Source organism: Streptomyces sp. 2A115 (assembly GCF_052245575.1).
In the GTDB taxonomy this organism is placed as follows: Bacteria; Actinomycetota; Actinomycetes; order Streptomycetales; family Streptomycetaceae; genus Streptomyces.
The window spans coordinates 80,026-102,944 of record NZ_JBQQCG010000014.1 but is presented as its reverse complement, the minus strand read 5'-3'; the positions used below and the strand labels follow the sequence as shown (position 1 = coordinate 102,944).

Genomic DNA, 22,919 nt, shown 5'->3' with positions numbered 1-22,919 from the left:
CGACTAGGGCCTTGCAAGGTCAGGGGCGTGGCATCGTGCTGGCCCGCACGGTCAGCCGCGGCGACAGCAGGGTGGCCTCCGGTGCGGCACCGCCGCCGAGCTTCTTCATCAGCAGTTCCACCGCCCCCGTGCCCACCTCGGCGGCCGGTATGGCGATCGAGGTGACGGGGACGCGGGCGCGCTCGGCGAGCTCGTCCGGGCAGATCGCTGTGACCGACAGGTCTCCCGGGACCCGTAAGCCGAGCCCTTCGAACGCGTCGATCAGCGGCTCCAGGATCGGCTCGTTGTGCACCACGACACCCGTCAACGCGGGCCGCTCCCGCAGGAGTTGCTCGGCGACCTGCCGCGCCGCCGCGGGCGCCGCCTCGCACGGGTGGACCGAGGAGGCCAGCCCGTTCCGGTGGGCCGCGGCGGTGAAGCCCTGGACCACGCGCTGGGCGAACCCCGTCTCCCGTACGTACACCTCGGGCGGCGACCCCACGAGCCCGATCACCCGGTGCCCGAGCCCGGCCAGATGCTCGACGCACAGCTCGCCCGCGGCCTTGAAGTCCAGGTCGATGCAGGTCAGGCCCTCGGGCTCCTGAGGGAAACCGATCAGCACCGAGGGCCGGTCCAGGGCGCGCAGCAACGGCAGCCGGGGATCGTGGAGCTGGACGTCCATCACGATGAGCGCGTCGACCAGCGCGGTGTCCGCGACGCGTCGCAGACCCGCCTCGCCCTCCTCCTGCGTCAGCAGCAGCACGTCGTGGTCGTACTGACGGGCAGCGGTCACCACGGACACCGCGAACTGCATGACGACCGGCACATGGATGCCCGCCCGTAAGGGGATCACCAGCGCCAGCACGTTCGACTTGCTGCTCGCCAGCGCCCGGGCCCCGGCGTGCGGATGGTAGCCGAGCTGGAGTATGGACTCCTCGATGCGCCGACGGGTCTCCTCGGAGATGGGGCGCTTGCCGCTCAGGGCGTACGAGACGGTGCTGGGGGAGACCCCGGCGTGCCGCGCCACATCGGTGATCTTGACCATCAGCCCAGCTCCACCGTCAGAAACCCGGTACCGGCCTTCGCCCGCACCTCACGCCCGCCCGAGGCCAGCCCCCAGGGCGCCGAGGGATCGCTGCATGAAGCCCGCAGCGTGTCCCCCTCGCGGACCACGGTGAAGGTCACGTCCCCCACCGGCACGGTCACCTGGGCGCCGCGTTCGAGCCCGTAGGCGTGCAGGGTGACCCCGTCGGCGTACGCGTAGTCGGGCCGGTCGTCCACGGCCCCCACCGGGATCACCGCACCCGGCCTGACCAGCAGCGGAACGCTCATGAAGTCGTGCTTTTCGCGCACCCAGCGGGGCCCGGTGACCGGCTGTCCGCTGAGGAAGTGGGTCCAGGTGCCCTCGGGGACGTAGTACGACACCTCTCCCTCGTCGGAGAACACGGGCGCGACCAGCAGATCGGGGCCGAGCATGTACTGCCGCTCCAGATGAGCGCACCCGGGGTCGTCCGGGAACTCCAGGACCATCGCGCGCATCATCGGCACGCCTTCGGTGTGCGCGGTGCGGGCGGCCTCGTACAGGTAGGGCATGAGGCGCAGCTTCAGGCGGGTGAAGAGGCGCAGGACGTCCACGGCCTCCTCGTCGAAGAGCCAGGGGACGCGGTAGGAGGAGCTGCCGTGCAGCCGGCTGTGCGATGACAGCAGCCCGAAGGCGATCCACCGTTTGAAGAGGGCCGGTGTCGGCGTTCCCTCGAAGCCGCCGATGTCATGGCTCCAGTAGCCGAAGCCGGACAGGCCCAGCGACAGCCCTCCTCGCAGCGACTCGGCCATCGACTCGTACGTCGCCTCGCAGTCGCCGCCCCAGTGCACGGGGAACTTCTGGCTGCCGGCGGTCGCCGAGCGCGCGAAGACGACGGCTTCGGCCTCCCCCCGGTGTTTGCGCAGCACGTCGAAGACCGTGCGGTTGTAGAGGTACGTGTAGTAGTTGTGCATCCGCTCGGGGTCGCCTCCGTCCGCGTACGCGACGTCGACCGGTACCCGCTCCCCGAAGTCGGTCTTGAAGCAGTCGACGCCCTGGTCGAGCAGTGCCTCCAGCTTCGACGCGTACCACTCGCGGGCGGCCTCGCTGGTGAAGTCGACGAGCGCCATTCCCGGCTGCCACAGGTCCCACTGCCAGACGCTCCCGTCCGGCCGCTTCAGCAGGTGCCCGAGGGCCCGGCCCTCCGCGAAGAGCGGCGAGCGCTGCGCGATGTACGGGTTGATCCATACGGAGATGTGCAGGCCGCGCTCCTTGAGGCGGGCCAGCATCCCCTCCGGGTCGGGGAAGACCCGCGGATCCCACTCGAAGTCGCACCAGTTGAACTCCCGCATCCAGAAGCAGTCGAAGTGGAAGACGGAGAGCGGGAGTTCGCGCTCCTTCATGCCGTCGATGAAGGAGCTGACGGTGGTCTCGTCGTACGAGGTGGTGAAGGACGTCGACAGCCACAGCCCGAACGACCAGGCGGGCGGCAGGGCCGGGCGGCCGGTGAGGGCCGTGTACTTGCGGAGGATGTCCTTCGGGGTCGGGCCGTAGATGACGTAGTACGTCAACTGCTGTGTCTCCGCGCTGAACTGAACCCGGGACACCGCCTCCGAGCCGACCTCGAAGGACACCCGGCCCGGATGGTCGACGAAGACGCCGTAGCCCGCGTCCGTCAGATAGAACGGCACGTTCTTGTACGCCTGTTCCGTGGCCGTGCCCCCGTCGGCGTTCCACATGTCGACGACCTGGCCGTTCTTGACCAGCGGCCCGAAGCGCTCGCCGAGCCCGAAGACCTGCGTGCCCACGCCGAGGTTCAGCTGCTCGCGCAGATAGTGGCCGCCGGTGCCCGCGTCCCGCATGATGCCCATGCCCTTGGGTCCGCTGGAGGTGAGGGTGCGGCCGTCCGCGAGGAAGTCGACGTGCCAGGGGCCGGTGCGGCTCACTCTGACGGACAGGGCGCCCGCGGTGAGGGTCGCGGACTCCTCGTCGTACCCGGTGTGGGCGGTGAACTCCTCCTTGGCCAGCTCGAATTGGGGCCCGTGCGGCTCCTCGCCCTCGAAGTGCGTGAACGTGACGCCGATGACGTCCGGCATCGGCGCGTGCGCGCTGATCGTCACGACCGGTCCCTTCAGCAGGTCGCCGCGGTGGCGGATGGGCTGGGTCGGTGCGTGGATCTCCAGGGCGCCGGGCCCGTCGGTCACATCGAGGACCTCTACCGGGTGGGCCGCGGTCACGCCCTCGCGCAGCAGCCAGTAGCCGTCGGTGAACTTCAATGCCCACACTCCTTCATTTGACGGCACCCACGGCGATCCCGCGGGTGAGGGTCCGCTGGAAGACGAGGAAGAAGACGATGGCGGGCAGCACGCCCAGCAGGGCGGCAGCGTTCGTCATCGTGGCGTCCATCAGGCGCTGGCCCTGGAGCACGCCGAGCGCCACCGACACGGTCTGGTTGTCGTTGGAGATCAACATGACCAGGGGCAGCAGGAACTCGTTCCAGGTCCAGATGAAGAAGAAGACCAGCAGCACGCCGATGGTGGGCCGGCTGACGGGGACCACGATCCGCCACAGCACCTGCCACTTGTTCGCCCCGTCGATCCGGGCGGCCTCGATGATCTCGCGGGGGAACTGGCCGAGGACGGAGGAGAGGAGATACGTGCCGAAGGCGGCCTGGATCACGGTGAAGACGATGATCACGCTCAACCGGGTGTCGTACAGGCCGACTTCCTTGCTCAGGTAGTAGACGGGGTAGACCAGCGCCTCCTGCGGCAGCATGTTCGCCAGGACGAAGAAGGCGAGCACCCAGGTGCGGCCCTTGATGCGGCCGATCCCGATCGCGTACGCGTTGAGCACGGACAGGACGACGGCCAGGAGAGCCACGCTGCCGCTGATCAGCACGGAGTTGACGAGCTTCTGCCCGAAGTCGACGCGCTCCCAGAAGTCCTTCAGGCCGTCGAGGTAGACGCCCTCGGGGAGGCTGAGGGGGCCGTTCGCGGAGTACTCGGCGGGCGACTTCACCGCGTTGACCGTGATGATCAGGAAGGGCAGGACCATGAACAGGGCCCCGATGATCAGGGCGACGAGGACGGGATAGCGGGCGATGACCGTGCGGGTGGGCCGGCGGGCCTCGGTTCGTACGGCTGTCATGCGCGGAGCCCTTCCTCGGCGTCCTCGGCACGCGTCTGGAGCTTCAGTCCCACGAGGGCGAGGACGAGGATGATCACGGTCAGTACGGTCGAGATCGCGGCCCCGTAACCGACCTGCGTCTTCTCGAAGAAGGTGGTGAAGGAGAAGTAGGAGGGGACGTTCGTGGCCCCGCCCGGTCCGCCCTTGGTGAGGACGTACACCGCGCCGAAGACCTTGAGCGCGGCGATCGTGCACCAGAGGAGGACGACGTAGATCTCGGGCCGGATCTGGGGGAGGGTGACGTGCCAGAACCTTCGCCACCAGCCGGCGCCGTCCAGCTCGGCGGCCTCGTACAGCTGCGGGTCGACGCGTTGCAGCCCCGCCATGAAGATGACGAGCGGGAAGCCGAGCTGCACCCACACCATCACGCCCATCACGCTGTAGAGCGCGAGGTCGGGGTCGCCGAGCCAGTCCTGCTGGAGGCTGCCGAGTCCGATGGCCTTCAGGAGTTCGTTCAGGGAGCCGTTCTCGGGCGCGAGGATCCAGCTCCACACGATGCCCGCGACCGCGATGGGCAGGACCTGCGGGAGGTAGAAGCAGGCGCGGAGCACGGCGGCCGTCTTCGTCCCGAAGTGCTTGCCGACGAAGTCGAACAGGGCGGCGGCGAGGACGAGTCCGAGGACGGTCGGTACGGCCGCCATCGCCACGACCATGAAGAGGCTGTGCCGGAAGGACGCCCAGAACTCCGAGTCGTCCATCAGCTCCCGGTAGTTGGCGAGCCCGGTCCACTCCGGGCTGCCGACCCCCTGCCACTCCGTGAAACTCACGCCCGTGTTCATCAGGAACGGCACGATGATGACCGCGAAGAAGGCGAGCATCCCGGGCAGCAGGAACAGGGTGTACGAGTCGCGGGGGCGGCGCGGGTTCTTCGCGTACTGGTGCTTTCCGGTGACCCGGCCGCCCCGTTCTCCCCGTTCTCCCCGTTCGACGGTGACCGTCATTGCTCCGGTACGCCCTTGTCGTACGCCTCCTGCACCGCGTCCAGGTAGGCCTCCGGTTTCGCGCTCCCCGTCATCAGCTTCTGCGTCTCGGAGACGAGGACGTCGTAGAAGCCGGCGACGGGCCAGTCGGGATAGAAGGCCAGGCCGTCCCGCTCGGAGAGCGTGTTGAAGTTGGCGATGAGTGCCTTGGCCCGCGGGTCGGTGATGGCGGCGGGATCGGCCGCCACGGGGACTCCGCCCTTGTTGCCGAGCAGGTTCTGGATCTTCTCCGACATGGTGATGTCGATGAAGTCGTACGCCAGGTCCTTGTTCTTGGCGCCCTTGGGGACGACCCAGAGGTTGCCGCCCGAGCCGAGGGTCATGTTCGAGTCCGGCCAGAGGAAGGTGCCCCAGTCGAACTTGTTCTCCGCGGCGAACCTGCCGTACCACCAGCTGCCGGAGAACAGGATCGGGCTCTTGCCCTGGATGAAGGAGACCCCGGCGTCCTCCGCCTTCGCGCTCGTGGAGTCCTTGCTGATGTAGCCCTTCTTCACCCAGTCCGCGAAGGTCTCGGCGCCGTACGTCCAGGCGGCGTCGTGGAAGTCGGTCTTGCCCTTGTAGAGCTCGTACGAGTCAACCCAGGCGCGGTCGGCCTTCGACAGCGCCAGCTGGTACAGGTACTGGTGGGCCATGTACTCGGCGCCCGCGTTGGCGAGCGGGGTGACGCCCTCGTCGACGAACTTGTCCATGGCGGCGGTCAGTTCGTCGAACGTGGTGGGTTCCTGGATCCCGTGCTTCTTGAAGAGGTCCTTGTTGTAGAACACCATCGTGTACTCGGCGTAGTTGGGGATTCCGTACCACTTCCCGGAACCCATCACGCCGTTGGTGTCGTACTGGCTGGTGGTGCGCACCCCGGGGCTGATCTTCTTGTCCCAGCCGCGCTTGGTGGCCTCGGCGGACAGGTCGGTGAGAAGCCCCTGCTTGGAGAGCAGACCGGCCGTCGCGTTGCCCTTGTTGTACTCCATGAGGTCGGGTGCGTCGTCCGAGTTGAGAACCATCGGGGCCGTCTTCTGGATCTGTTCGAAGCCCTTCTCCTCGAACTTCACCTTGACGCCCGGATGCGTCTTCTCGAACTCCTTGATGGCCGCGTTCCAGGCCACGCCCATCGCGCTGTCGGGCCCCTCGTAGTGCCACAACTTCAAGGTCTTGCTGTCGGATCCGCCGCTGTCCGAATCGCCGCATGAGGCGAGGAGCAGGGTCCCGCTCAGAACCGCCGCGGCCGTCGCCACCACACGCCTTCGTGTCGTCAACATCCAGTGCCTCCATGGGAGTCGGATGGCTCACTGTCCCGGTGAGTCGTGCTTGTCACGTTTGTCGGTCGTGCTCATCGCGCTCGTTGGTCGTGTCTCGTCACGTTCGTCGTGGGGGGCGTCACGCAGGGTTCATCGAAACGCTTCGACGCTTGATGTCGAAGCGCTTCGACGAGGGAAGGTATGTGGGGGCCGGAGGCGAGTCAATGGGGTGCGTCGAAATTGGAGTGGGGTTCGAGGGGTCGAACGACAGGGGGCGGCGGCTGACTGACGCGGCCATACGCGACGATCGGCGATAGCTTGGTGAGCTTGGTGAGCTTGGTGAGCTTGGTGGGGGCGTGAGGCTCAGGTTCGGGTGGGGGCGGGGCGTCGGCTGTCCTGGGTGGTGATGTGGTTCACCGAGTTGCTGGTCGCGCTGTTGCGAGGGCGATCAGTAGGGCTACCGCGGCCGCGCTGACCGGGACGCCGTAACCGGCGGCGGCCGACCCGTGCTCCGCGACCCAGCCGCCGAGCGCGGACCCGACGGCGATCCCGCCCAGCAGACCGGTCACCGCCAGCGTCATGCCCTCGTTCAGCCGACCCTCGGGCGTGCGGCGTTGGAGAAGCGTCATGCCGGTGACCATCGTCGGCGCCGTGGCCATCCCGGCGAGGAGCAGGGAAAGCGCGAGGGCCACGAGGTCGCCTGTGAGCGTGGCGGCCATGAGGGGCAGTGCCATGAGGGGTGTCATCGCGGTGAGACCCAGGAGATATCTCCGTTCAACAGGGCGTCCGGGCTTCAGCGCTCCGTAGAGGAGCCCCGCCGCGCACGAGCCGGCCGCCTGGAGCGCGAGGATCACTCCGGCCGCCGACCGGTACCCCTGTGCATCCGCGAACGCGATCGTGACGACCTCCATCGACCCGAACACCGCGCCGGTGGCCAGGAATCCGATCAACAGGGGCGGTATTCCGGGAGCCCGGAGAGGGGACGGTGCCTTGACGGTCGTACGGCCCTGGGCGGGCGGTTCCGTCGAGCGCTGGGCGGCGAAGACGAGGACGCCGATCAGCAGCAGGGCGACGCCGACGAGCGTGCCCGCCTCCGGGAAGAACACCCCGCACAGGAACGCGGCCAGCACCGGGCCGAGCATGAAACACAGCTCGTCCGCGGCCTGTTCGAAGGAGTTCGCGGTGTGCAGACGTGCCGGGTCGCCCTTCAGGAGATGGGCCCAGCGCGCCCGGGACATGCCTCCGGTGTTGGGCGTGGTGGCCGTGGCGGCGTACGCGGCGAAGAGGGTCCAGTCGGGCGCCTCGTACCGCACGCACAGCAGCAGCGCGAGCGAGCCGAGTGCCGCGATCGCCGTCGCGGGTACGGCGATCCGCGCCTGCCCGTGGCGGTCGATGAGGCGTGCCGTCCAGGGCGCGACCACCGCCGTCGCCGCCAGGCCCGTGGCCGTCACGGCGCCGGCGAGCGCGTACGAGCCACGGGTCCCCGCGATCATGATGACGGCACTCACACTGAACATGCCCATGGGAAGACGCGCGATCAGATTCCCGATCGTGAACGCTCGGGTGCCGGGGATGGCGAAGAGGCGGCGGTACGGGTTGCGCGAGGGCCGACGACGGGACTGCCGGGGTCGCCGGGGCCCTCGTGAACCTCGCGGTTCTCGCGGCTCTCGCGTTCCTCGTGGTCGGAAGTCGGCGACCACCAGGCTGTCGGCGGTGACGGTGAAGACGGTCGTAGGCGGGGAGGTCGTGCGCGGGGAGGTTGTATACGGAGATGTCGTACCTGGGGAAGTCGTACGCGGGGAAGTCGTACCTGGGGAAGTCGTGCGCGGCGATGAGGGCTGTGGCGGCATGGATCAACGGTCGCCCGGCCCGTCATCAGGGGTCCAACACCTTCTCCGTGCTGATTGACGCACCTGTGTTGTAGGTTCCCGGGATGCCCGGGCCCCGCGACCTCGACCCACGCCTCCTGCGCGCCTTCCTCGCCGCCGCCGAGGAGCTGCACTTCACGCGTGCGGCCGCCCGGCTGTACGTCGCCCAGCAGGCTCTGAGCCGCGATGTCCGGCGCCTGGAACGGGAGTTGGGGGCAGCCCTCTTCGTGCGCAGCACTCGCCAGGTGACGCTCTCCCCGGACGGCGAGCGGCTGCTGCCGTACGCGCGCCGGGCCCTGGAAGCGCAGGACGAACTGCTCGCCGCGTTCGGGCTGACGGACGCCGAGCGCCCCCTGCTCGTGGACGTGAACAGCGAAGGGCTGGCCATCGAACGCGTCCTCCACCGGGCGCGCGAACTCATCCCCGACTGCGAGCTGATGGCCCGCTTCGAGAGCGGCCTCACCGGCGCCGCCGCCGAGCTGCTCGCCGGCCGGCTCGACGCGTCCTTCGGGCGGTTCGCGGGGCTGGACCCGGCGATCCGGGCCCGCCTGGAACAGCAGCCCGTGCGGTACGAGCCGATGGCCGTCATCCTGCCCGAGGACCACCACCTCGCCGCGCTGGACGCCGTACCGCTCGACGCGCTCGCGGGCGAGCAGGTGTACGCCGGTGCCGGGAACCCCCGGACCCTGGAGTGGACCGAGCTGGCACGTCAGCTGTTCGAGGGGCGCGGGATCGAGGTCGCGTCGCCCGCGCCGCTCGCCGTCGGCGCCGGGGAGTTCCAAAGGGTCATGGCCAAGACACGGAACCCCGTCCTCGCCGTGGTCGATTTTCCGGCCATGCCCGGATCGGTGCTGCGGCCCCTCGTGAACCCCGTGCCGTTGTCACCCGTTTCGCTTGTGTGGCGCAAGGGGCTGAGGCATCGTGGGATCGAGGCCCTGCGTGCCGCCGCGGCGGAGCTTGCGGCCGAGGAAAGATGGCTGGAGCGCCCTGTGGACGGGTGGATTCCGGCCACAGATGCACTCATCATGATGAGCCGGGACGGACACAGAACCCTTACTGATGCTTACGTGCGCTACATTCATGGTCCGGGTGCAGTGTGATAAAGGGGGCGCTCGGATCGGATGGGGGTCCGGTCCGGACGACGTGTGCGAGTTACCCGGGTCGTATACGCACCCCAGAACCATTCCTGTGGGGGGATGTGCGTGCGCGTGGAAAGTTGGCCGGAAGGCGCTGATCCGGGTCGACGGGATGTCGATCACCCGGACGAGGCCGGAGCCGATGCGTCGGTCCGTTTGGAAGTGGATGAGGCGTTCGACCGTGACTCCGACGGTCCTGGCTCCGACGGTCCCGGCTCCGAAAGTCGTGACTCGGATGGTCGTGACTCGGATGGTCGTGACTCGGATGGTCGCGACTCCGATGCATGGTTTCGTCGTGCGGCGGACGTGTCGGTGCCGAGGCAGCGGGACAGAGACGCTGATACGTCGGTGCTCCGGCCGAGAGACACGGACACGTCCGTGCTGCGGCAGAGCGAAGACGAGCGGCGAGACGACGAGCAGCGAGACGTTGAGTTGAGAGACGGTGTGTCCAGCAAGGGTGCGTCCAGCAAGGGTGAGCTCAGCAAGGGTGAGCTCAGAGACGGTAAATCGGGTGTGACCTGGCCGGACCCCGGCCGGCCCACCTCGCGCGGCAGCGGCGCCGACCGCGGAACCGACACCGACTCCGCTGTCGACTCCGACTCCGACGTCGATCACGACTCCTGGCAGGAGTCCGAGCACCCCGAGCACACTCATGACCCGCACGAGGTCACGGTCCAACTCGACGGTGTGGGGCCGCGGTTCGACGACTGGCTCGTCCAGCAGGCCAAGGGTGCCCCGGGCGCCCAGGAGTCCTCGGACGGCCCGGTCTTCGTCGACGAGACGGGCCGCCGCAGCCGCGTGTATCGCCGAATAGGCATGGCCGTCGGCATGGCCTGCGCCGTCTACGCGGTGGTCATCCTCGCCACGCTCCTGTCGGGCAACTCGACCGCGCCCTGGCTCCCGGGCCTCGCCCAGGAAGACAGCAAGCCGGCCGACAAGGTGGACACCCCACCGCTGCCCTCCCAGTCCGCGGACCCGTCCAACTCGGTGACTCCCTCGCCGGGCATCAACCCGTCGACCGGCGGGACGGTCACGCGGCCGCCGGGTGCCAGTACCTCGGCGGACCCGTCGGCCAGCGCTTCGGACGCGAGCGGGAGCCCCGACCCGAAGCCCTCGGCCACCACCACCAAGCCGACCCCGTCCGACCCCGCACCGCCTCCGCCGGACCCGTCCACCTCGGTCAGCCCGCCACCCGACCCGGACCCCGAGCCGACCGAAACCGTCACGGACGATCCCCCGGATCCCCCGGCCGGCGGCACCGACACGGTCGCCGGCGACCTGCTCACGCCCGGGCCGGTCCTCGTATCGCCGATCCTCGTACTGCCGGGCCCCGACACCTCGTCGTCCGTGTCGCCCGCGTCGGCCTTGTCGTCCCCGTACTCCCCGTACTCTCCGGAGAACATTCTCTGATGGCACCCCGCACAAGCCGCCGCGGCGCAGACGGGGGCGCCCGGCGCCGACGCCTGCCCATGCGCTACCTGCTGCCCTCGCTCATCCTCGTCGCGCTGATGGCGATGCTGATGCTGCGCGGCTTCGTACACAGCGAGATCCTCGCCGACCACCGCGTTCAGTCGCCGGCGGCGTCCGACCGGGTCCCCGAGAAAATCCTGGAGGGCGGCCCGGTGATCGACACCCGGAGCGGCCGCGAGGAGAGCCGGATCGTCCCGGACCGCAAGCTGGTCCTGACGTTCGACGACGGCCCGGACCCCAAGTGGACCCCCAAGGTGCTCGACGTCCTCAAGAAGTACGACGCCAACGCCGTCTTCTTCATCACCGGCACCATGGCCTCGCGCCACCCGGACCTCGTCAAGCGCATGGTCGACGAGGGTCACGAGATCGGCCTGCACACCTTCAACCACCCGGACCTCTCACTCCAGTCGAAGAGCCGTATCGACTGGGAGCTGTCCCAGAACCAGCTCGCGCTGACGGGCGCCGCCGGTATCCGGACCTCGCTGTTCCGCCCGCCGTACTCGTCGCAGGCCGGCGCCATGGACAACAGGTCGTGGCCGGTGACCGAGTACATCGGCAGCCGCGGCTACATCACGATCGTCAACGACACCGACAGCGAGGACTGGCGCAAGCCGGGCGTCGAAAAGATCATCAGCAACGCCATGCCCAAGGACGGCAAGGGCGCCATCGTGCTCATGCACGACTCCGGCGGCGACCGCTCGCAGACCGTGGCGGCGCTCGACCGGTTCGTGTCCGGGCTCCAGGACGACGGCTACCGCTTCGACACGCTCACCGCGGCGTTGAAGGCGCCCAGCGCGCACACGAAGGTCACCGGCCTCGACCTGTGGAAGGCCAAGGCATGGGTCTTCGCGGTCCAGGCCTCGGAGAAGACGACGAGTGTCCTCGTCGTGGGCCTCGCCATCATCGGCGTCCTCGTCCTCGCCCGCTTCGGGCTGATGCTGCTGCTCTCCGTCCTGCACGCCCGCCGGGTCCGCCGCCGCGACTTCAGCTGGGGCCCGCCGATCACCGAACCGGTGTCCGTCCTCGTGCCCGCCTACAACGAGGCGAAGTGCATCGAGCAGACGGTCCACTCCCTGGTGGCGAGCGATCACCCCATCGAGGTGATCGTCATCGACGACGGATCGAGTGACGGCACCGCGCGCATCGTCGAGAACCTGCGCCTGCCGAACGTACGCGTCGTACGCCAGCTCAACGCGGGCAAGCCCGCCGCCCTCAACAGGGGTGTGGCGAACGCCCGTCACGACCTCATCGTGATGATGGACGGCGACACCGTCTTCGAACCCTCCACCGTCCGCGAACTGGTCCAGCCCTTCGGCGACCCCAGCGTCGGCGCGGTCGCGGGCAACGCGAAGGTCGGCAACCGCGACTCGCTGATCGGCGCCTGGCAGCACATCGAGTACGTGATGGGCTTCAACCTCGACCGCCGTATGTACGACATGCTCAACTGCATGCCGACCATCCCGGGGGCCGTCGGTGCCTTCCGCCGCTCGGCACTCAAGCGTGTCGGCGGCATGAGCGACGACACCCTCGCCGAGGACACGGACATCACCATCGCGATGCACCGCGACGGCTGGCGGGTCGTGTACGCGGAGAACGCCCGCGCGTGGACCGAGGCCCCGGAGTCCGTCCAGCAGCTGTGGTCCCAGCGCTATCGCTGGTCGTACGGCACTATGCAGGCGATCTGGAAGCACCGCAGGGCGATCATCGAACGGGGCCCGTCGGGCCGCTTCGGCCGCGTAGGCATGCCCCTGGTGTCCCTCTTCATGGTCCTGGCCCCGCTCCTGGCCCCCCTGATCGACGTGTTCCTCCTCTACGGGCTGATCTTCGGCCCGACCGAGCAGACGATCCTCGCCTGGTTCGGCGTCCTGGTGGTCCAGGCGATATGCGCGGCCTACGCGTTCCGCCTCGACAAGGAACGCATGACCCACCTCCTCTCCCTCCCGCTTCAGCAGATCCTGTACCGCCAACTCATGTACGTCGTACTCCTCCAGTCCTGGATCACCGCCCTGACCGGTGGCCGTCTGCGCTGGCAGAAGCTCCGGCGCACGGGTGCTGTGGGGCTCCCCGGCGCGGCGGGTCCGAGCACGCCCAAGCAGGACATGGACCGGAGGCCCGTCGGATGAGCACACCCCCAGCCGATATTCCGTGGACAGGGGCGATGCCTTCCGTCCCGCCCACCCGGGAGGAGTCGGGACCGGAACTGGAACCGGACCCACCGCAACCGGCTCCGACGCCCGCCCGCCGCGCCCCCGCCCGAGACCTGTACTTCGACTTCCTCCGCGGGCTCGCCCTCTTCCGCGTCGTCCTCTACCACCTGACGGGCTGGGCTTGGCTGCCCCTGGTGTTCCCCTCCATGGGCGTGATGTTCGCGCTGGCCGGCAACCTCATGGCCCGCTCGCTCAAGCGCCCCGCCACGCAGGTCATCCGCGGCCGGATCCGTCGCCTGGTGCCCCCGATCTGGCTTCTCGGCGCGGTCGGCGTCACCGGCATGGTCCTCCAGGGCTGGGGACCGAACGCGGACGGGCACCCCGGCTGGTGGTGGCTCCATCTCACCTTCTGGATCGTCCCGTTCAGTGATCCGCCCTTCGCCGAGGGACTGCCCGGCGTCCAGGGTTTCATCGGCGACAACTGGGCCTCGGACCTCGCGGGCCCGCTGTGGTACGTACGCGCTTATCTCTGGTACGTACTGCTGTCGCCGATCCTGCTGAAGGCCCTGCGTGCCCTTCCGCTGCTGACGATCGTCGCGCCGATCGCCCTGTCGGCCGCGTTCGAGCTGGGCTACGTCAGCCTTCCCGGCGAGCGGATCCCCTCGGCACTCACCGACTTCAGCACCTTCGGTGCCTGCTGGATCCTCGGCATGGCGCACCAGGAGGGGATCCTGAAACGCCTGCCGGGCTACGTCGTCCCGTCCGTGGCCCCGGTCATCGCCCTGCTCGGGCTCTGGTACGCCCTGAACCACAACTTCACCAACGACCACGACCTGGACAGCATGCCCCTGGCCCAGGCCCTCTGGTCCTTCGGCACGGTGCTGCTGCTGGTGCACTTCAGCCCGTCCTGGTCCGAATGGCCACGTCGGCTGCGCCGCTGGGACAAACTGATCACCCTCCTCAACTCCCGCGCCGTGACGATCTATCTCTGGCACAACGTCTGCATCCTCATCGTCGCGACACAGTGGGACCGGCTGTGGGGGATCGACGTGATGTGGCAGCACTTCTCCTGGCTGCTGGAGAGCCCGTGGCCCGTCTTCGCCCTCACCTGGGTCCTCATCGGAGGCTGCATCGTCTGCTTCGGCTGGGCGGAGGACCTGGCGGCGAAGAGGCGGCCGCAGCTGTGGCCGAACGGTGCGAAACGTGGAGGGTCCAGGCGAAGGGCCTGACCCACGTACGTACTTGGGTATGTCTGCGCCCTTATCGAGGCGTATACGTACTTGCCTGCGGGTGGCACGTGGTGAATGTTGGGCCGCATCGGGCGGCTGGTGTTGCTTGCCTCGCCAGACGCAACTCGAGTAGCGCCACCCGCAGATGACGACGCCGTCCGACTCCGGCCAGCCACCGCGGGACGGAGTGAGGGGCGGCGGGAGCCCCTTGGGGTGGCCGGCCCGGTTGTCGGTAGCGTGCCTCCGCTCGTGTCCCCCCTCGTCGTGTCCCCCCTCGCCCCACCACCTCGCGCTGACCGCCGCGGCGGCCGAGTCGGCAGCGGCCAACCGGCCAGGGTGTCTGGGCTGGCGAAAAGCTCGATTGGCAGAGCTCGATTCCCAGAGGGGGAGTGCGAAGGGCCAACCCTGAGGCTGACTGGACTCCGCCTGTTACGGAGCTGTGTCCGCTTCGTTGAAGATCGGGCCGGCTGGGGACGACGTCATTCGACGGTTTGCACTGGCCAAGGCGGCAGTTGTGCCGCTTCCCGAGGCTCACTCAATGGAAGCCTCCAGGCTGCCATTTGGTGAGCTTATGGGCGCTTTGGGGCCCGTACGGAACTGCCCTCGACGCTATTCGCTCTGGTGTCACCACCGCCGCATCGATAGCGTTACTCCGCTCATGTCAACCCTCGCCCCACCGGGAGTCGTCAGTGAACCGCCGCCCCACCTTGCTCGCAGCGATCACGCTGACCGCCGCTGCGGCTTTGACGCTGTCCGCCTGCGGCGGTGGCGACAGCGACAGCGACAGTTCCAAGGACAGCGACAAGATCGCGGGCGCTGATACCGGCACCGAGAAGTCGGCTTCGCCGAGTGAGAGCGCGGCGGATTCCGCCGAGCGGCCGAAGATCGAGCTGCCATCCGACGTGACGTTGGTCTTCGAGGACAAGGGCACAGGCGACCCGGTCAAGGAGGCCGTGCTCGCGGACAATGCGGAGCGCATGCGCGCTGTTAACGCCGCAATCACAGGGACAGATCCCAAGGGCGAAGCGCTCGCCTTCTACAACACAGGCAAAGCTCTTGAGGCCGCACTGTCCTGGGTTGAACAGTTCAAGGACGCCGGAGCCACGATCACGGGCGAGGCGCGGTACTACGACCGCAAGGTGACGCTCCAGAGCGAGACATCGGCGGTACTCACGTTCTGTGCGGACGAGAGCAAGGGCTTCAGCAAGGACAAGAAGACCAACAAGATTGCCAAGACTCCTGTCACCAAGGACAGCTACGTCCAGTACAACACCAAGTTGGACAAGAACGCCGACGGGATCTGGCAGACATCACAGATCCTTTCCACGAGGGGGGCGGCCCAGTGCCAGCCGTAGCAAGGATCTCGGTTCGCGCAAGTGTCTTGGCGGGCGTCATGGTGTTGGCCGTCAGCCCGACTGCTTGGGCCGGGTGGACCCCAGGTGGCAACAACACGGGCTCCGAGACTCAGGTGGGTGGGGGCCAGAAGGATGAGACGTTGTCCGCGAACGCCGGCGCTGTGGTCTTTGACCGCTCCAAGAACGGCACCGGTGAATCTGCGGGACCTGTGACGTCCTCAGCCGCCAACTGGACGCCGCCCGCCTGCTATTACGCCCCGAAGTACACGCCCGACCAGTTCCAGAAGCACGTGGAGCCGACCTGGGAGTCCGAGTCGACGGGCTATCAGTGGGACGCCGAGCAGCGTGACCGTTATGTGAACGGCGAGCCGTACAAGGACTTCAACAAGGACAAGGCCGGCGAGGGCTACTGGTGGGACTCGTACGTCACGGAGGGTCGGCAGGGTGACCCCGGCGCCCTCGACTGCACCAGGCCTTATTTCTGGGTGGACAACGGTGATCCGCCACCCGCGGACGTTCCCGAGGCGATCACTCCTGAGATGCTGGCCCAACTCGCCTACGCCGAGATCCGCGTACCGTCGACGAAGGTCGAACTCGCCCCGGAGGGCACCACGAAGGTGAACCTTCCGACGTGGTCGTGGCTGGACACGGCGAAGTTCAAGCCGGTGTCTGTGACTGCCTCCGTCCCGCTGCTGGACGTCGAGGCGACGACCACGGCGGAACCGGTCTCGCTGAAGATCGAGCCGGGTACGGACGACGCCACGACGTATCCAGCCTCAGGTGAGTGCGAGATCAATGCGGACGGTTCGATCGGTGAGCCCTACGCGAAGGGCAAGGCCGATGAGACCCCGCCCTGCGGCGTGAAATACCTGCGCTCCTCGGGCGACGGCTCGTACCAGCTCCAGGCCACCATCACCTGGAAGATCCACTGGACCGGCACCGGCGTCAACGAGGACCAGGCGTTGCCTGATGGAGAGTTCGGGGCTGAGCAGGACGTGATCGTGCAGGAGATCCAGGCCGTAAACCGCTGACCGCGGTGATGGGTTCGGGCAGTGGCCAACTGCGTTCCCCGAGAGGGCGGTTGGCCGGGCGGACCAAGAGCGGATAGCGTCGTTCCGGTTCAGGAATGGCGGGCGAACGGGGAGCAGGAGCGCGTGGCGGACCGGTTAGCCGTTGACGGCGATGAGCTCGGGCGTTTCATGAAGATGCTGAACAAGTCGACGGATTCGCTCAAGGGTGTCCGCAAGGCGCTGTCGGACGCGACGATTACAGGGCTCGGCACGGATGATCTCGACTCCGCCTGTGAGGACTTCCAGGAGGACTGGAAGTACGGCTCGGAGGAGATCGGCAAGCAGACCGAGGACCTTGCGAAGATCATCGGCAAGAGCCGGGACAGTTACCGCGAGGTCGACAAGGCGCTCGAGGAAGCGCTGAACAAGGCCAGGAGCGGTGAGGGCGGGGACAAGAAGTGACGACCCCTGGTGTCGAACCGCAACCGGGTGCACCCCTCGACCCTCAGTACGTGGCCGACCGCGGAAAGCCTCAAGGGCTCAAATCCGCGCCGAGGATGCCGAACCCCGACTACCCCAACCTGGGCTTCAACCCTGTACCGGGCAGCACCGAGACGGTAAGCGGCCTGCACAAGAAGCTCGCAAGCTGCGCGAAGGTTCTTGAAGACACGCGTGACCTGGTCACCAAGCTGATGGACGGCAGCTACTGGAAGGGCGACGCCGCCGTCGCCTTCCGGGAGCAGCTCGACGGTGGCCCGCTGCCGCTGAACCTGAAGAACGCCGCGCACTCCCTTCGTAAGGCTGCCAAGCAGCTGAACCTCTGGGAGGGCGAGCTCGACGACTTCCAGCGCCGGGCCAAGCGGCTGGACGAGGAGGCGAAGGACGCGCGTGCCGTGGTCGACACGGCGAAGGGCCGGGCGACAACGGCGGGCGATGACCCGAGCCTGAAGGACAAGAAGGGCGCCGGGCACGACGACGCGCAAAAGGCGTTGACCCGTGCGAACACGGCCGTGGACGAGGCGGAAGCCGACCTCGAGAAGATCCTGGGCAGGGCCCGGAAGCTCGCCGAGGAGCATGAGAAACAGGCGCAGCACCGGGCGGGCAAGATCCGCGACGCGACGAAGAAGCTGGCGCCGCATGAGCCGGGGTGGTTCGACTCGGCGATGGACTGGCTCGGTGAGAACCTGCCGGACATCCTCAGCTTTGTGGCGGGGGTCGTCGGACTGGTGGCGATCATCTTCGCTGGGCCGCTGGGGGTGGCGATGGTGGCGGCGCTCATGCTGACGGCCTCGGCGCTGAGTGTGACGGCGTTGGGTTTTCGAATCGGCCAGGACCCCGAGTTGTGGGCGTCGTTGGAGGATGGCTTCACCAAGGGTGAGTTCGACGCTGACTTCTTCAGTGGCCTCGTCACTGTGGGAGGCGACGTCATGGGCGCGCTTCCGGGGCTTGGAGCAGCAACGGTCGGAACCCGAGGAGCGGTAAACGCCATTCGTGCTGGAAGTGAGACCCTCTCATTTGGCCAGAAGGCCGGCGTCGTCGGTTCCAAGATCATGGAAGGGGCGCAAGGCGTCTCCGGTTTGAACAATCCGCTGACCGGATGGCTGGTGCGCGGTGCGAGTGACACCGCGAAGGCGGAGAGAGCGGTAGCCGCCACGTCGAGCTCGATTGGTGTGGGCACTAGTGGCTTCGGCCTGGTCAACAGCCTGGTGGATGCGGACGACGATGGAATCAAGGATGGCTCTGTTGCCGGAATTGACGGGACGCGGCTCATCCTCGACAACGGTGGAATCCTGAACCTTGTTGGTCACGTCTTTTGACTTTCCCTCCGGAGGAAGAGCGCGCCAGTGAATCCTGCTGACTACACCACCGCCTGGGAACACCCGCCTACCCACCGGGCCTGGGTGGGCCACATGGTCATGAACATCGTCGGTCTCATCGGATGGCTTGCCGCTTGGATTGGCCTGCTGGCCGTGCTGGTCGTATTCCTGTCTCCAGGGTTCGCCTTCCTGTTCGTTCCCTTTTTGATCTATTCCCTGTACCGAGCTGTGCTCCAACTGCGCTACTTTCCCGCGGCGTTCCGCATGCGGCGCATCTTGCAAACGTATCCATGGCAAATTCTCCGCGGCGTACCTTCGGGGCTGACCAAACATCCAGAGGTCATCGGCAGGCAGTACGGATGGTTCGAACTCCCCAATCCGGCCCGCCCGGAGCAGCGACTGCCGTTGGTGTTCCCCCAGCATCTGCGCACGGAGTGGTGGAGCCGCCGCTTGGCCCTCCGTGCCAAGCCCGAGCTGAAGGCACAGATTGAGGTCGTGTGGTTCGCCGGCGACCCACGCTTCATCGGCCTCATTGCCGCGCCCACTCCGAACGGTGAGGCACCTCGCCGCCTACATGTCCTTCAGCAGCAGTCGGGGGCGGATGACGGCCGCTGTTTCGCGGACTGGGGCGCTACACCTGAAGACATCGAACGTGGCCGACGTGTCGGGATCCACCCCGCCCAACCTGATACACGCCGGGGAAAGACATCCTGAATGACCATCCCCAGCTTCACGCTCCACGACTCCGTCAAGAATCCCACCACCGAAGTCTGGTTCGCCGAACCCCCAGGTTTCACGACTCTGCCTCTCGACGCCCTCTTGCCCGCGCCTGAATCCCCGGCTGCCGACGTGCTGCGTACTGCCCTCGCCCCGTTTCTCGACGCGGCGCCCGACGACGTGATCCGCCAGCAGTTCATCGCCCAGTTCGCGCAGGGCCAGCAGTTGCTGGGGGCTCTGCGCGAGGTCGGCACCGCCCATTGTTCGGTCGGCCTGCACCGCGACGACATCGATGACGCGGACAATGGCAGCGGTCCACCCTTGCTTTCCTTTTTCACACTTTCCTGGCGTGACACGGCCGTGGCCCCGCGCGCGGTAACCGCGGGCCGCGCCGTGACTTCAGCCCAAGGTCACACTCGAATCGAGTACCTCGAACTTCCCTGCGGCCCAGCCACCTTCAGCGAGACCGTACTCAAGCCCTCGGTGGACAGCGGGCTTCCCCAGGCACCCCTCATCCAGATCCACGCTCACTTGCCCCACCCCGACTGCAAGCGCCTGGTCATCCTCACGCTGAGCACAACGGCGGTAGCCCGCCGCGAGCAGTACCGCGCGATCCTCCAGCAGGTCGCCGAAACGGTCACCTTCGACAATCCGCTGGAACCTGGCACGAGCGCGACGCGTTGACGACGGAAACAGCGGGATAGGGCTCCGCCGGCGGAGCCGGCTGCCTGGCTCGTCACCAAGTGGAAGCTTTGGGACACCAGATGCGGTGCCTGGGCCCGATCTGGTGTCCCAAAGCTTCCACTTGGTCAGGTGCTGCGCGCGGACGGGGGCGCCTTCAGGGTGCGTATTAGGGCACTCATGGGGGCGCGGGTGGTCGAGAGGGTGATCTCTGGGTCGTCGCTTTCGCGGAGGTGGATGGCTCCGGTGGGGGTGGCGGCGACGTAGACGCAGTTGGAGGCGTCCGGGCTGTAAGTGGACTTCTGCCATTGAGGGTTGGGCACTGTCGGTCTCTCTCAGGTGTCCTGGGTGATGCGGTGGATGAGGTCGCGGGACGCGGCGGGTTTCAAGGCATTCGCCTCCATGCGGTCAAGCACGTGACGGTACTTGTCCAACTGGGCCTCCGCGTCGAGGAATTCGCAGCCGTGGTGGGCGTCCAGCTGAACGGTATCGAGTTGCGGGACCGTACCCACGAGGTAGTCAATGGACTGTCCTGTTCCGGGGAAGGAGCCTTTGCCGAACGGGATGATCCGCACGGTGACGTGGTCCAACTCGCTCATGTCCAGGAGGTGTTGGAGCTGGGCACGGACTGTGGTGGGGCCGCCGTATCCCATGTGCAGGGCGCACTCGTGGATCACTGCTGTATAGGGGGGTGGAGTCTCTCGGTACAGGATGCCCTGCCGTTTGACGCGGTGGCTGACCCGGTGCTCGATCTCGTGCTGCCGAAAGGGTGGCACCGCCTCGCCGAAGAGGGCGCGAGCGTGGTCGGTGGTCTGTAGCAAGGCGGGAATGTGGATGACCAGTGCCACGCGCAAAGCCGCCGCGTGGTGCTCCAGCTCTGCGAGGTCGATGAGACCGACGGGCAAGTGGTCTCGGTACTCGTCCCACCATCCGCGCTGTCGGCCACCGGTCATAGCGGCCAACGCGTCGACGAACGCCGGGTCGGCGCAGCTGTAGCTGCGGGCGAAGGTGCGGACGCGATCGGCGCTGACCGCGTAGCGGCCCGCCTCGATGCCGCTGATCTGAGCCTGCCGAAGCCCGAGAAGGCTCGCCGCGGCGGTGGCGGTGAGTCCCGCATGCTCACGGAGTTTGCGCAGCTCGGAGCCGAGGCGTTGCTGCCGCAGGGTGGGGTTGTTGCTGGGTGGCACGGCTGCCCTCTCTCGCTTCCCGGCAGCACTCTCGTGTTCACTCACAAGAGTGGAATGCGAATCATAATGCCCGATCGATGTTAAGTATCACATCACCCTGCTCTAGAGTGTGCATACGCCGCTCAACTGGGTCCGCCCGTAAGCCGGAAGCGCACCAACCCAGGCATTGCCGCCGCACGGCGCCGCAGTTGCGCGAGCCCAAGTCCCCTTCTCCTCCTTCTCCCTCCCGGAGGCATCCATGGTCACCGTAGCCCCGCCCGATACCTGGGTGTACGCCCTTCGCCTGCCCCATGACCCCCGCGCCGCACGCGTCGCACGTATGACCGTGCGGGCCGCGCTGAACGGGCACGGCATGCCCGGAGTCCTCGACGTCACCGAGCTGCTGACGTCCGAGTTGGTCACCAACGCCTACCGGCATACGAAGGGACCCGCCTCCCTGCGGCTGACCGCGTTGGGCGACGGGCGGTTGCGGGTGGGTGTGTGGGACAGCAGCCCGCATATTCCCGCACCCTTCGACGAGCCCCCTGGCGATCGCGTCCCGCCCGCCCCGGCGGACGCGGAAGGCGGGCGCGGGCTGCTGCTCGTGCAGCAGTGCGCGGATGTGTGGGGTGGATGGCCGGTCGGCGACAAGCGCTACGGGAGTGCGGGCAAACTGCTGTGGTTCGAGGTCGGGGGAGGGGGCTGTCGCAGTCGGTAGTCGTGTAGTCACAGCCGCCCCGCTGGCCGTAATGAATTTAGGCCGACGGGAGTCCGGCTGACGCAGTCGCCGTGTGTGAGCCTTCCGTGCAGTCCGTGTGAGGGGCCGTGGGCCCTCCGCGGCGGTGGATAGGGTGCTGAAACAGGCAATGATCACCAGGTGGGGGCGGGGAAGACAGCCGTGAGCAAGCGCCAGTTGCAGAAGATGTTCCAGCTCATGGCAAGCGGAGAGCCCGTCGAGCTCACCAGCCCCATGTCCTCCGTGAAGAAGCTCTCCAGGCTTGCCTTCGTCGCGCAGCAGTTCGGGTACGAGTACGCGGACGTGCGACAAGGGGGTGGGCAGGGGAGTCAGCTGAAGATGCTCATCGTGCCCGATCCCGGCCCGGTCGCCCGGCAGCGGGCCGCGCAGAACTGGGCCCAGTTTCCGAACGCCGCCAGTGGTGGGCCGCTCCCTCCCTTCGTGCCCGACGCCCTGGAGCTGCTCAAGGCGCGGATCAACTTCGACCTGACCGGGAAGAACGCCGAGAAGCGGATGCTGTACGGGGCCCTCGGCGTCACCGTCGGGTGTCTGGTTCTGGCGGTGCGGACAGGTGGGGACTCCACGGCCTTCGTCTTCTCGGGCATCTTCTGGGTGCTTCTGATGGGGCTGCTCGGCATCGGTGTCGTCGTCACGCGGAACCGGAATGCCAAGTTCGCGGCGCGGTTGCAGGCGGCCGGGTTCGCCCCGGTGACGGACGAAACGGGGCGGGTGCGGTACCTGCCGTTGGGCGGGCAGCTCCCGGGCCACGGAAATCCCTTCGGTATGCCTGCGGGGAATCCGTTCGGTACGCCTGCACCGGGTACATACGCTCCGGGTACGCCGACGCCAGGTCCGTACACCGCCAGTCCCGGTCCGTACACCTCCACTCCGTATGCCCACGGTCAGTACGCCTCACAGTCCCCCGGCCCGTACGGCGCCCAAGCCCCCTACCCCCACCCCTGCCCCGTACCGCAGCATCCCCACCCTCAACCCCACCCTCAGTCGCAGCCCCACCCCCACCCGCACGCGTACCCTCAATCCCAGCGGGCGGCCCACCCGAGCCCCCAGCAGCAGCCCCGCCACCCCCCTCACCAGTAGGAAACCCCCACGTTTTGCGAAAACCCTCACCGCGCCCCTCGTCCCGGGGTGAGAGCAACGTTCCCGGGCGGTCACCCACAGCCACAGGGCG

20 protein-coding genes are annotated in these 22,919 nt (G+C 67.7%); 12 read left to right on the top strand and 8 right to left on the bottom strand.

Annotated features, from left to right (window positions below; translation table 11 throughout):
- Positions 1 to 19: 19 nt before the first annotated feature.
- The 6 genes from ACTWQR_RS15120 to ACTWQR_RS15095 all read right to left on the bottom strand — a co-directional run bounded on the left by ACTWQR_RS15120 (position 20) and on the right by ACTWQR_RS15095 (position 8,248).
- Positions 20 to 1,024 carry a LacI family DNA-binding transcriptional regulator gene (locus ACTWQR_RS15120; protein WP_443227548.1) on the bottom strand — a complete coding sequence of 335 codons (1,005 nt, stop codon included), beginning with the start codon at positions 1,022 to 1,024 and terminating at the stop codon, positions 20 to 22.
- Entirely contained in the window at positions 1,024 to 3,276 is a 2,253-nt protein-coding gene (yicI, locus tag ACTWQR_RS15115) for an alpha-xylosidase (protein WP_443227547.1), read from the bottom strand. Before yicI ends, ACTWQR_RS15120 begins: the two co-directional genes overlap by 1 nt.
- 13 nt (positions 3,277 to 3,289) lie before the next feature.
- A complete protein-coding gene (locus ACTWQR_RS15110; protein WP_443227546.1) occupies positions 3,290 to 4,147 on the bottom strand; it encodes a carbohydrate ABC transporter permease in 858 nt (285 codons plus the stop codon).
- Positions 4,144 to 5,127 (bottom strand): carbohydrate ABC transporter permease, encoded by a 984-nt coding sequence (locus tag ACTWQR_RS15105; protein ID WP_443227545.1) that lies wholly within the window; start codon positions 5,125 to 5,127, stop codon positions 4,144 to 4,146. The genes ACTWQR_RS15110 and ACTWQR_RS15105 overlap by 4 nt, the downstream gene beginning before the upstream one ends.
- Positions 5,124 to 6,419 (bottom strand): ABC transporter substrate-binding protein, encoded by a 1,296-nt coding sequence (locus ACTWQR_RS15100; protein WP_443227544.1) that lies wholly within the window; start codon positions 6,417 to 6,419, stop codon positions 5,124 to 5,126. The genes ACTWQR_RS15105 and ACTWQR_RS15100 overlap by 4 nt, the downstream gene beginning before the upstream one ends.
- A gap of 392 nt (positions 6,420 to 6,811) precedes the next feature.
- Positions 6,812 to 8,248 (bottom strand): MFS transporter, encoded by a 1,437-nt coding sequence (locus ACTWQR_RS15095; RefSeq protein WP_443227543.1) that lies wholly within the window; start codon positions 8,246 to 8,248, stop codon positions 6,812 to 6,814.
- Positions 8,249 to 8,331: 83 nt separating this feature from the next.
- Here ACTWQR_RS15095 and ACTWQR_RS15090 point away from each other — a divergent pair, with 83 nt between their 5' ends.
- The 10 genes from ACTWQR_RS15090 to ACTWQR_RS15045 all read left to right on the top strand — a co-directional run bounded on the left by ACTWQR_RS15090 (position 8,332) and on the right by ACTWQR_RS15045 (position 19,831).
- Entirely contained in the window at positions 8,332 to 9,366 is a 1,035-nt protein-coding gene (locus ACTWQR_RS15090) for a LysR family transcriptional regulator (RefSeq protein ID WP_443227542.1), read from the top strand.
- 480 nt (positions 9,367 to 9,846) lie between these two features.
- Entirely contained in the window at positions 9,847 to 10,812 is a 966-nt protein-coding gene (locus ACTWQR_RS15085; RefSeq protein WP_443227541.1) for a hypothetical protein, read from the top strand.
- Complete coding sequence (locus ACTWQR_RS15080; protein ID WP_443227540.1) at positions 10,812 to 12,995, top strand: glycosyltransferase; 2,184 nt, start codon at positions 10,812 to 10,814, stop codon at positions 12,993 to 12,995. The genes ACTWQR_RS15085 and ACTWQR_RS15080 overlap by 1 nt, the downstream gene beginning before the upstream one ends.
- A gap of 35 nt (positions 12,996 to 13,030) precedes the next feature.
- Positions 13,031 to 14,248, top strand: a complete 1,218-nt coding sequence (locus ACTWQR_RS15075; RefSeq protein WP_443227539.1) for an acyltransferase family protein — start codon at positions 13,031 to 13,033, stop codon at positions 14,246 to 14,248.
- 689 nt (positions 14,249 to 14,937) lie between these two features.
- Complete coding sequence (locus ACTWQR_RS15070) at positions 14,938 to 15,603, top strand: hypothetical protein (protein WP_443227538.1); 666 nt, start codon at positions 14,938 to 14,940, stop codon at positions 15,601 to 15,603.
- Between the two features lie 38 nt (positions 15,604 to 15,641).
- Positions 15,642 to 16,634, top strand: coding sequence for a hypothetical protein (locus ACTWQR_RS15065; RefSeq protein WP_443227537.1), 993 nt, complete (start codon positions 15,642 to 15,644; stop codon positions 16,632 to 16,634).
- A 123-nt stretch (positions 16,635 to 16,757) separates the two neighbouring features.
- Positions 16,758 to 17,075 carry a hypothetical protein gene (locus tag ACTWQR_RS15060; RefSeq protein ID WP_443227536.1) on the top strand — a complete coding sequence of 106 codons (318 nt, stop codon included), beginning with the start codon at positions 16,758 to 16,760 and terminating at the stop codon, positions 17,073 to 17,075.
- 50 nt (positions 17,076 to 17,125) lie between these two features.
- Complete coding sequence (locus ACTWQR_RS15055; RefSeq protein ID WP_443227535.1) at positions 17,126 to 18,430, top strand: hypothetical protein; 1,305 nt, start codon at positions 17,126 to 17,128, stop codon at positions 18,428 to 18,430.
- 93 nt (positions 18,431 to 18,523) lie between these two features.
- Positions 18,524 to 19,144 (top strand): hypothetical protein, encoded by a 621-nt coding sequence (locus ACTWQR_RS15050; protein ID WP_443227534.1) that lies wholly within the window; start codon positions 18,524 to 18,526, stop codon positions 19,142 to 19,144.
- Positions 19,145 to 19,831: a hypothetical protein gene (locus tag ACTWQR_RS15045; RefSeq protein ID WP_443227533.1), complete on the top strand. Its 687-nt coding sequence runs from the start codon at positions 19,145 to 19,147 to the stop codon at positions 19,829 to 19,831.
- A gap of 125 nt (positions 19,832 to 19,956) precedes the next feature.
- On the opposite strand, the gene ACTWQR_RS15040 is transcribed toward ACTWQR_RS15045, so the two are convergent.
- Both ACTWQR_RS15040 and ACTWQR_RS15035 read right to left on the bottom strand, forming a co-directional pair.
- The gene (locus ACTWQR_RS15040) at positions 19,957 to 20,151 is read right to left on the bottom strand and encodes a DUF397 domain-containing protein (RefSeq protein WP_443227532.1); all 195 of its coding nucleotides are present in this window, start codon (positions 20,149 to 20,151) and stop codon (positions 19,957 to 19,959) included.
- Positions 20,152 to 20,163: 12 nt separating this feature from the next.
- Positions 20,164 to 21,015, bottom strand: coding sequence for a helix-turn-helix domain-containing protein (locus ACTWQR_RS15035; RefSeq protein ID WP_443227531.1), 852 nt, complete (start codon positions 21,013 to 21,015; stop codon positions 20,164 to 20,166).
- A 238-nt stretch (positions 21,016 to 21,253) separates the two neighbouring features.
- On the opposite strand from ACTWQR_RS15035, the gene ACTWQR_RS15030 reads away from it, so the two are divergent.
- Together ACTWQR_RS15030 and ACTWQR_RS15025 are read left to right on the top strand one after the other, a co-directional pair.
- On the top strand, positions 21,254 to 21,712 hold the full coding sequence (locus ACTWQR_RS15030) for an ATP-binding protein (protein ID WP_443227530.1): 459 nt from the start codon (positions 21,254 to 21,256) through the stop codon (positions 21,710 to 21,712).
- Positions 21,713 to 21,892: 180 nt separating this feature from the next.
- Positions 21,893 to 22,828 (top strand): hypothetical protein, encoded by a 936-nt coding sequence (locus ACTWQR_RS15025; RefSeq protein ID WP_443227529.1) that lies wholly within the window; start codon positions 21,893 to 21,895, stop codon positions 22,826 to 22,828.
- The last annotated feature ends 91 nt before the right edge of the window (positions 22,829 to 22,919 follow it).